Source organism: Xanthomarina spongicola (assembly GCF_003148645.1).
GTDB classification, from domain to species: domain Bacteria; phylum Bacteroidota; class Bacteroidia; order Flavobacteriales; family Flavobacteriaceae; genus Xanthomarina; species Xanthomarina spongicola.
On record NZ_QGGP01000009.1, the window covers coordinates 61310 to 71119 of the forward strand.

The window sequence follows — 9810 nt, forward strand, 5'->3', positions numbered from 1 at the left end:
TTCATAAAAAAACCTTCTTTAATCTAAAACTAAAGAAGGTTTTTTATGTTTTAATAAACATTATTCTACATTAAACCTTTCACAACAGATACTACAGTAGATAATATATACTCCACACCAATTGCAATAACGATAAATCCTATAATTCTGGATAAAGCATTAATTCCTGAAGCTCCAAGAAATTTGACAATAAAATGAGCGCTTTTTAAAATTATATAAATTGATATTGAAGCTGTTAAAATGGCTCCTAGAATAATTAAAATATCTTGAGTTAATGTATATTCCTGATTATAAGCTATCAGTAAAGAAATAGTTCCAGGACCTGCCAACATAGGTATGGCTAAAGGTGTTAGTGAAATAGGATCTCTATTATCAATAATTTCCTGTACACGATCTCGTTTAATTCCTTTATGCTCTCTAAACTTACCTGTTAATAATGCAAAACCAGATGTAGCTATAATAAGACCACCAGCAATCTTTAGGGCGTTTAAACTAATTCCGAAAAAGGAAAGAATAAATTTTCCTGCAAAAAAAGAGAGTATTAGTATAGCAAAGACATCTATAGCAGTCCAAAAAGCAGTAATTGCTCTTTCTTTTTTTGAATAATCGTTAGTTAACCCAACAAATATTGGAACTGTCCCTAAAGGGTTCATAATAGAAAATAGGGCTCCAAAACTTATTAAAAATAACTCCATGTTTTTAAATAAATGTATTATTTGTTTCAGTTGGCAAAGTTAAGCAACATTTAATATAAAATCATTAAAATGTAAAAAAGTAAGCCACAAGAATAATTAAACTCTCATGGCTTACACAACCAACTAACAAAACTTTTATCTATGATAATATTTTAAAAAATACCTGATCTTTTACTGATCTATAATTTTCTAGATGTTTTATATATTTCTTGCAAATAGTATCATGCAAATCGATATAATACAAATCGCAATCTAGGTCATTACATTCGTGAAAACTATCTAATGTATTTCTATAACTATAAAGCTCATTTAATAACGAAGAGTTAATCTCAGATTTTTCCAAAAGTAAGTCTCTTAAATCTCTATCCTTTATTATATTAGATGCTATTTTAGCTAACCAATCACATTCATTAGTAATATAATTTAGATGTGAAATCCAAATGTTTATTTCTTGAGTTCTTTTTTTATGCAAAACCTGCTCATCTGTTTCATGCGCATAATGTGTTAGTGCTTCCATTATAATTGATATTGTTTATTAAAATTATTTTGTTTTACTTCTACTACTTTTAACGATTTTACGCCTCCAGGAAATTCCCACTGAATAACATCGTCTTTAGCATAACCTATTACAGCAGATCCCATTGGTGTAAGTACAGATATTTTTTTATCTGAATAATTACTTTCAGTTGGAGAAACCAATTGAAACGTATTTGACCATCCATCATTAGATTCTATTGTAACAATTGAGTTAAACCTAATAATATCGTTTGGAATCTCTTCTTCATCTGAAACAATTGCTGTTTCCAATTCTTTTTGTAACCTCAAAACTGATTTGTTTCGTGCTTCTTCCTTATAGTTTCCAGATAAGTTAATAAGTCTCTTAAGAGTTACAAATTCTTTCTTTTCTAATATTATGCTACCATATTTCATAGTTATAAAATTTAAAATTAATTAAGGGAAAATACCTCGTTGTATATAAGCTTTTTCTATTCGTTCTATAGCAATAAAATATGCTGCAGACCTCATGTCTAAACCTTTGCTTTCTGATGCTTGTAAAACCTTTTTAAAGACTTCTTTTAATTTCTTTTCTAATTTTACTAGTATCTCTTCTAATTCCCAAAGTTCTCCATTTCTGTTTTGAAGCCATTCAAAATAACTTCCTATAACTCCTCCAGAATTACACAGAATATCAGGAATAACCTCAATACCACGTTCTAATAGTATTTTTTCTGCTTCAACTGTTGTTGGACCATTAGCTCCTTCTGCTACTAAAAATGCTTTTATTTTTGGTGCATTTTCTTCTGTAATTTGATTTCCTAATGCTGCAGGAATACATATATCACAATCAACTCCAAAGAAATCTTCTTTTAAAATTGCATTAGAATTTGGGTAATTAACTATACTACCATTATTGGCTTTAGTATATTCAAATAATTGCTCCACAGAAATACCCTTCTTGTTACTAATACTACCAAAGGCATCTTGTACACCAACCATTTTAGCTCCATCTAACTCTAAAAAATGAGCTGCCCAATAGCCAACATTTCCAAAACCTTGAACAATAAAAGTTTTGTTCTTCAATTCAATTTTTTTGTTTTTTGCCCAAAATTTAATTGACAAATAAACACCATAACCAGTTGCTCTATCTCGTCCTTCTAAACCTCCAGATCCAATTGGCTTTCCAGTTACAACATGCTGATTTTTTGAACGCTCAGATGGTGCTTTTGTAGACATGTAAGTATCTGCAATCCATGCCATAGTTTGTGCGTTTGTGTTAACATCTGGTGCTGGAATATCGTGTTCTGGTCCTATGTTCTCTCCAAGTGCATAAGTAAAACGTCTTGTAATACGCTCTAATTCTGAAGCAGAATATTTACTTGGATCCATTTGGATACCACCTTTTGCGCCTCCATAAGGAAGTCCAGCTAAAGAAGTTTTCCAAGTCATCCACATAGCTAAAGCCTTAACAGAGTCTATATCGATTGTTGGATGATAACGTAAACCACCTTTGTATGGTCCTAATGCATTATTATGCTGTACACGATAACCTTTAAAAATTTCTACATTACCATTATCCATTCTCACTGGAAAATGAATTATTAATTCGTTATTTGTTACTTCTAGAATTTTTTTAATGTTTGGGTTTAAATTAACTAAATCTGCTGCTGTATTAAATTGTTTTAATACATTTTCTAACATACCTTGCTTAGGCTGTTTTTTAACTTTTAATTCTTTAACTAATGTCATTGTTTTGCTTTTTAGATAAGTTCAACTAATCGTTCTTCAGTTTTTAGATCGAACTCTTTTGTTAATGTTAGGGGTTGATTGTTTTCTTTTGGGCTTTCAGCTAATTCATATTCGCTACAAGACCAAATAAAGCTTTTGTTTGATGTTAAACTACAGGAATCTACGTACCTACATGTTCTACATAAACTTCTATCCAAAGTATTCATAAATTCATTTTTTAATTCATACCACTTAAGACAACTCTTGTGCCAACTTTATAAATTATTTTAAAAATAAATTATAATTAACTGTGTATCAGTGTTTTAAAATAAATAAATATAATTTTATAAAAGGATAGGACTGGGTAATTTTTACCCACTTGAGGAAAATCTACGCAATTAAAAAAAGACTATTTTAATTTTTCGCTGAGTGTCTTTCTATCTATTTGAAGAATTTTTGCTGCTTGGCTTTTATTATTGTTTGTTGCTGCCAATACTTTAAGTATATGTTTTTTTTCAATCTCCTTTAAAGTTAATAGCCCGTCTTCATTAGGGAAATCGATTTTGTATTTTATATGTTCTGGAAGATCTTTTATTTCTATTTCTTTATCGCTCATTATTACTGCTCGTTGAATAACATTTTCTAGTTCTCTAATATTTCCAGGCCATGAATAACGTTCTAATACTTGTAGAGCTTCAGATGAGATTTTAATCAATCTGTCTTTATACTCTACTCCATATTTAAATAAGAATTTTTCGGTTAATAAAGAAACATCCTCAATCCGTTCTCTTAGAGGTGGTACATGTATTTGTACAACAGTTAATCTATAATATAAATCTTCTCTAAATTTACCTTTATCAATAAGTTCCTTTAGATTAATATTTGTTGCTGCAACAACCCTAACATCTACCTTTTCAACTTTTTGAGAGCCTACTCTGGTAACTTCCTTTTCTTGCAATACTCTCAGCAATCGTAATTGTGTTGCCATGGAAGCATTACCAATTTCGTCTAAAAACAAAGTACCATTATTTGCTGCTTGAAAAAACCCATTTCTATTGTCGTTAGCTCCAGTAAAAGCACCTTTTGTATAACCAAACAATTCAGCTTCCAAAAGATTCTCTGGTATGGCACCACAGTTTACTGCAATAAATGGAGCTCTGGCATATTTTCCCATATAATGAATGGAACGTGCAACAAGCTCCTTCCCTGTACCACTTTCTCCAGAAATAAAAACGGTTGCCTTATTGTTCTTAACGCGTTCTATTACCTCGGTTACTTTTTTTATAGCTTCCGAATTACCAATCAATTCACCATATGAATCAGTTTCTTTACTTTTCAATGACTCAGATTGTGTTTTTTTAATAGGTTTTAATTCAAAAGATTTCATAACCGCTTTCTTGAGCTCTTCTTTTGTAAATGGTTTGGTTAAATAATCCATAACTCCAGATTTCATAGCTTCTAATGCACCATCAATAGAAGGGTATCCAGTAACTACTAATTTTGGAATGTCTGGGTAATGTTCTGAAACATATTTTACGAGTTCTAATCCATCTACTCCTGGCATTTTAAGGTCTGTGATCAATAAGTCTATCGATTTGCCCTTTAAAATCTCAATGGCTTCTTTTACAGAAATAGCTTTATACGTATGGTAATTTAAAGACTGTAAATGACGTTGAAGAAGTTCTAAGATATTTACATCATCGTCCACCAACAAAATATTTTCTTTATTTAAGCCCATAGGTTAGTTTTTTGGAAGTGTAATAGTAAAAATAGTCCCTTTAGGTTTATTTGCATCAAATCTTATATTACCTCTATGACTCTTAACTATGCCATGAACCACACTTAATCCAAGTCCAGACCCATCTCCTACTGGTTTGGTTGTGAAAAATGGATTAAAAATATTTTCGGAATTGTCTATTTGAATACCTGGACCTTCATCTGAAATTATTAATAACACTTGATTTTCTGTATCTGAAACTATAACATTTATTACTCCATCTTGTGGCGAAAAATAAATGGCATTAATAACCAAATTAAATAGTACTTGAGTTAATTGAATGGCATCTACACGTAATAAGATTTCCTTTTTATCAATTTGAAGCTGACAGGATAAGTTCTTTTTTGTAAAATTAGGATTAAGCAGCCCAATAGCATCTTTGATAATTGGTACAATATTTCTTAATTCCATTTGTTGTGGCATATCGCAAGAAAAAAACATGAGTTTTTTTACCACTTCTCGAGAAAAAATGGCACTATTAATTATTTTATCCAAATCTTTAGCAACAGGATTATCCTCTTCAAATTGCTCTTTTAAAAGCTCTGTGTATCCTAAAATGTTGGCTAATGGAGTATTAAGCTCATGGGCAATTCCAGCTGTAATTTCTCCTAAAATACCTAATCTATCTGCTCTTTCAATCTGTCGTTTTGCTAAAGCTTCATTTTCAATAATTTGCTTTCGCTCTATCAAATTTCCAATTTCTAAAGCAACCTTATTTAGTAGCTGGATTTCTTCATTTAAAAAGCTATTCTCATTATATTTTAATTTTGAATAACCCACTTTTATAGAGCCAATAGGTTTATTAAAGGCTTTTATGGCTGAAAGAATATATACTTTATCATCTGTGTATGTCCCGATAGAAATTAAATCTTCATTAATTTTAAGTTCTACTGAAGCTTCTTCTGGATACCTTATGGCTTCTTGTAGGCTATAGGTTATGGCTTGCCAAGTAGGTTTTAGATTATCTAAGTCTGAATTTGCTATATAAGAACTCACGTTATATAGACATGTAAGTTCCTTAATACGTTCTTTTAACTTATCTTCTGCTGTAATTAATGGTGACATACTTTCAACTTTTAAAAATGTAAGGTTATAATATTCTGTGATTCTTAAACGTTTATAAAATCACATATTTGGCACAACAATCATACTCAACCTAAGTCTTTATTTTACCATTACCATTTGAGGATGAAACATAAACTTCTCTTGCCATCTATCAAAACGTTCATCGTATTTAGTAGAAAAAACAAGGTATTGACAACGTTCCAAACTTTCTGGTAAACGGGAAACATCACTTAAATGAGAGCCACGAAATAAGAATTCGGCATCATCAACTACAAACATTTGCAGCATTCTAACATTTACGTTATTCATAAAAAACAACTTATTAAAACGCTTAGGTGTGGTGATTAATATATCTATACCATCGTAAATATCATCTCTTTGGGCATCTATATTATGTTCTTCGTAAACACAATACACACGTAAATCTGTTCTGGAAGTAAACTTTCTAAACTCACGATACAATTCCAAAACAGCCTCTTTATCTTTTGCAAAAATAATAGCTCTAGGAGCTTCATCTACAGCTTTCCCTTCTAATTTTTGGACAACGCCTAAAACCATAGCTGTTGTCTTTCCTGAACCTTTTGGAGCAATACCGAACACATTGGCTCCTCCTTTTATTTTTGAAAGAGATTTTTTCTGGAATGGCAAAGGTGCTTCAAAACCCTGTACTTTTAAAGCATCTTTAAGTGGTTCAATTAATTTTTTAAAAGACATCTGTTATTTTTAAATTGAATTACAAAGATAGGAATATTAAATCTTAGCTTGGTAGGTATATAAGTCGTAATAACGGCCTTCTTTGGCTATCAGTTCATCATGTGTACCACGTTCTGCAATATGTCCTGCTTCTATAACTAAAATCTGATCTGCTTTTTTTATTGTACTCAATCTATGTGCTATAACAATGGTAGTTCTGTTTTTTGTTAATTCTGCTAAACTTTTTTGAATTAATCCTTCGCTTTCCGTATCCAAGTTTGAAGTGGCTTCATCTAGGATAATCATCTTTGGGTCTGCTAAAATAGCTCTTGCAATGGCTAAACGCTGCCTCTGTCCTCCAGATAGTTTTACGCCTCTTTCGCCAATAAGCGTATCTAAACCATCGTCAAATCTATCTGTAAACTCATCAACATAAGCTGCCTTAACTGCTTGTATTAACTCTTCTTCTGAAGCATTAGGTCTTGGAAACAAAATGTTTTCTCTAATAGTTCCTTCAAACAAAAACTCGTCTTGTAAAACCACACCCAAATGTTGTCTGTAACTATTTAAATTAACTTTAGACAAATCGTGATTATCTATTGTTATTTTTCCAGCTTTAGGATTTAAAAAAGTTGCAGATAATCCAGCTATGGTCGATTTTCCTGAGCCAGAACTTCCAACTAATGCTGTAACAGAGCCTGATGGTGCATTAAAACTAATATTATGAAGTACTTCTTTACCAGCTTCGTAAGAAAATGACACATCATTAAAAACCAAATCGCCTTTTAAGTTTTTTAATTCAATAGTTCTATTCTCATCGTCAGCTTCAGCTTCCATGTTCATCAACTCTTCTGTTCTGTCAAGTCCTGCTAAGGCTTCGGTTAGCTGACTTCCAATATTACTCATTTGAACAATTGGTGCAATCATAAAACCTAACAATAAGGTGAAGGACAAGAAGTCTCCAACGGTTAAATCGCCAGTCATTATTTTATAACCACCAATTCCCATAATGCCTGTTGAAGCAATTCCTAATAAAAACGTCGAAGAACTCGTCATAAAAGCTGTAGCTGTCAAGCTCTTTTTTACATTTTGAAAAAGTCTCTCCACTCCTACTTCGAAAGTTTTATTTTCTTGTTCTTCAGCATTAAAAGCTTTAATAACTCTTACTCCTGCTAAAGTCTCTGTTAAACGACCTGTTACCTCAGCGTTTATAACACCTCGTTTCCTAAAAATTGGTCTAATATATCCAAAGGCTTTAAGGGCAATAAACCCAAAAATAGCAACAGGAACTAATACAAACAGTGTCATAGACCAGCTAATATTTATTAAAAGAATTAACGATATAACTGCTGTTATAGTTCCTCCTACCATTTGTACTAACCCAGTTCCAATAAGGTTTCTTACACCTTCTACATCTGTCATAATTCTTGATACAAGAACGCCAGACTTAGTATTATCGAAAAAACTAATAGGTAAGGACAATACTTTTTTCTGAACTTGCGCTCGCAATTCGCTAATTAAATATTGTGCCTGAACACTTAATAATTTGGTAAGTAAGAAAGAAGTAACAGCTTGTATTAAAATGGCAATACCAACTATTAATAAGAGATTATATAATTGATCGTAATCTTTATTTGGAATCACATCGTCTAATAACGCTTTACTTTTCCATGGCAAGACCAAACTTGACAGTCTACTTAAAACAATAAGTATTAAACCAATAAACACCAAATTACGCCTAGGCCAGATTATGGTTTTAAAGGCCTGTGCCATAGTTACTTTAGACTTCTTTTTTGTAGTTGTATTTGTTTTATTCTGAAGGTGTTTCATTTGTTAGTTAGTGAAAGGCTTTAAAGCCTAAATTGAAGCTAAAAGATAGTCAATTAATATGCCATGTTTTATTACATGACATTTTAACAAAAGTCGAAAATTTAGTTTAATTATATTAGTTTTCAACACAAGAAACATCCGTGTATTGCAAAAAAATCCGACGAAATGCAATTATTTTTAGTTTTTATCAATTTTATTACATATAATTGCATAGTGTTAAGCTATTATAAGAATTTAAAATATGATTTAAGTTAATTGGATAATTTTACAAGTTGATTAAATATAAAAATATTAAATATTTTTGAATAAACTCTTCAATTAACTTACTCATATTGATTGTTTTATGATAATCAAAGAAGAAAAATGTATTTTAACGAGTATATTTGTTCTTGGTAACATAACACAATATTTTCGTTTATCCCTCTCGAACAGTTAATAGCAAACTATTTTCAAATATTAGGCTTTTGTTCATTAATCCATTAAAAATTTAGGCTTGATATTAGTTAAATAGTTTGACGCCCCAATAACTTTTAACTATGTGAGTATGAAAAAAATTACTTTTTATTTACTTATTGTAACCTTAATGTTTATAAGCCAAATCAGCTTATCTAAAAACATCTATAGTTCTTCATTTAGTAAACCTACAGTCGAGTTTATTAATTATTTAGATAATTATGGTTCAATTGAACCTAATAATTCAGCACTTCCTTTAGCAATTGCTAGCTGTCAGGATATCACTGTCTATTTAGATGCAACTGGAAATATTTCAATAGTTGCTACTGATATTGATGATGGGAATAGTGTTGGAGATGTTTTTTCAATTGATATTTCAAATTTTTCATGTTCAGATATTGGTTCACCAGTTACTGTTACTTTAACTGTCACTAATAGCCTTACTAGCTTAAGTGATTCTTGTACTGCTTTGGTAACTGTTCAAGATTTAGTCGCTCCAAATTTAACCTGTCAGAATATTGATGTTTATTTGGATGCTTCTGGGAATGCATCTATAGTACCTTCTGATGTTAGAACTTGGAGATTTGACGCTTGTGGTCTTAACTTAGCGTCTCAAAACGTTACTCCCAACACATTTACATGCAATGAAATAGGCTTAAATAATGTTACACTTTCAATTGAAGATGTAAATGGAAATTTAGCTACATGTAATGCTGTAGTAAATGTTATTGATAATACTCCTCCTGTAACTCCAATTCTTACAGATGTAACCGGACAATGTTCAGCAACAGCTACGGCCCCAACTACAACGGATAACTGTTCAGGAACGATTACAGGAACAACAACAGATCCAACTTCATACAATACTCAAGGAATATATATAATTACTTGGACCTATGATGATGGAAATGGAAATACAACTACGCAAAATCAAAATGTGATTATTGATGATGTTACTGATCCAACACCTAGCCTTGGGTCTTTACCGAATATTACGGCTGAATGTTCTGTTACTTCTTTAACAGCTCCTACAGCTACTGATAATTGTGGTGGTTCGGTTACTGTGTCTCA

The 9810-nt window shown here is 31.3% G+C and carries 9 protein-coding genes and 1 pseudogene; 1 reads left to right on the top strand and 9 read right to left on the bottom strand.

The window, feature by feature from the left end; translation table 11 throughout:
• Positions 1-65 precede the first annotated feature (65 nt).
• From LX78_RS13670 to LX78_RS13705, 9 genes are all read right to left on the bottom strand, one after another.
• Positions 66-695: a MarC family protein gene (locus LX78_RS13670; RefSeq protein ID WP_109683337.1), complete on the bottom strand. Its 630-nt coding sequence runs from the start codon at positions 693-695 to the stop codon at positions 66-68.
• A 139-nt stretch (positions 696-834) separates the two neighbouring features.
• Entirely contained in the window at positions 835-1212 is a 378-nt protein-coding gene (locus LX78_RS13675; RefSeq protein WP_109683338.1) for a hypothetical protein, read from the bottom strand.
• Complete coding sequence (locus LX78_RS13680) at positions 1212-1625, bottom strand: GreA/GreB family elongation factor (RefSeq protein ID WP_109683339.1); 414 nt, start codon at positions 1623-1625, stop codon at positions 1212-1214. The genes LX78_RS13675 and LX78_RS13680 overlap by 1 nt, the downstream gene beginning before the upstream one ends.
• Positions 1626-1646: 21 nt before the next feature.
• The gene (locus tag LX78_RS13685; RefSeq protein ID WP_109683340.1) at positions 1647-2942 is read right to left on the bottom strand and encodes a Glu/Leu/Phe/Val family dehydrogenase; all 1296 of its coding nucleotides are present in this window, start codon (positions 2940-2942) and stop codon (positions 1647-1649) included.
• An 11-nt stretch (positions 2943-2953) separates the two neighbouring features.
• Positions 2954-3148: a hypothetical protein gene (locus tag LX78_RS14730; RefSeq protein ID WP_146192589.1), complete on the bottom strand. Its 195-nt coding sequence runs from the start codon at positions 3146-3148 to the stop codon at positions 2954-2956.
• Between the two features lie 182 nt (positions 3149-3330).
• Positions 3331-4659, bottom strand: a complete 1329-nt coding sequence (locus LX78_RS13690) for a sigma-54-dependent transcriptional regulator (RefSeq protein ID WP_109683341.1) — start codon at positions 4657-4659, stop codon at positions 3331-3333.
• 3 nt (positions 4660-4662) lie between these two features.
• Positions 4663-5763, bottom strand: a complete 1101-nt coding sequence (locus LX78_RS13695; protein WP_109683342.1) for a sensor histidine kinase — start codon at positions 5761-5763, stop codon at positions 4663-4665.
• 99 nt (positions 5764-5862) lie between these two features.
• Complete coding sequence (locus LX78_RS13700; RefSeq protein ID WP_109683343.1) at positions 5863-6477, bottom strand: DEAD/DEAH box helicase; 615 nt, start codon at positions 6475-6477, stop codon at positions 5863-5865.
• A gap of 36 nt (positions 6478-6513) precedes the next feature.
• Positions 6514-8286 carry an ABC transporter ATP-binding protein gene (locus LX78_RS13705; protein WP_109683344.1) on the bottom strand — a complete coding sequence of 591 codons (1773 nt, stop codon included), beginning with the start codon at positions 8284-8286 and terminating at the stop codon, positions 6514-6516.
• A gap of 544 nt (positions 8287-8830) precedes the next feature.
• On the opposite strand from LX78_RS13705, the pseudogene LX78_RS13710 reads away from it, so the two are divergent.
• A pseudogene (locus LX78_RS13710) lies at positions 8831-9810 on the top strand (hypothetical protein); the annotation flags it as partial.

Coding starts and splice junctions, on each gene's coding strand:
- LX78_RS13675 (WP_109683338.1), bottom strand. CDS start 1,212: ATGGAAGCACTAACACATTATGCGCATGAAACAGATGAGCAGGTTTTG.
- LX78_RS13695 (WP_109683342.1), bottom strand. CDS start 5,763: ATGTCACCATTAATTACAGCAGAAGATAAGTTAAAAGAACGTATTAAG.
- LX78_RS13700 (WP_109683343.1), bottom strand. CDS start 6,477: ATGTCTTTTAAAAAATTAATTGAACCACTTAAAGATGCTTTAAAAGTA.
- LX78_RS13680 (WP_109683339.1), bottom strand. CDS start 1,625: ATGAAATATGGTAGCATAATATTAGAAAAGAAAGAATTTGTAACTCTT.
- LX78_RS13705 (WP_109683344.1), bottom strand. CDS start 8,286: ATGAAACACCTTCAGAATAAAACAAATACAACTACAAAAAAGAAGTCT.
- LX78_RS14730 (WP_146192589.1), bottom strand. CDS start 3,148: ATGAATACTTTGGATAGAAGTTTATGTAGAACATGTAGGTACGTAGAT.
- LX78_RS13690 (WP_109683341.1), bottom strand. CDS start 4,659: ATGGGCTTAAATAAAGAAAATATTTTGTTGGTGGACGATGATGTAAAT.
- LX78_RS13685 (WP_109683340.1), bottom strand. CDS start 2,942: ATGACATTAGTTAAAGAATTAAAAGTTAAAAAACAGCCTAAGCAAGGT.
- LX78_RS13670 (WP_109683337.1), bottom strand. CDS start 695: ATGGAGTTATTTTTAATAAGTTTTGGAGCCCTATTTTCTATTATGAAC.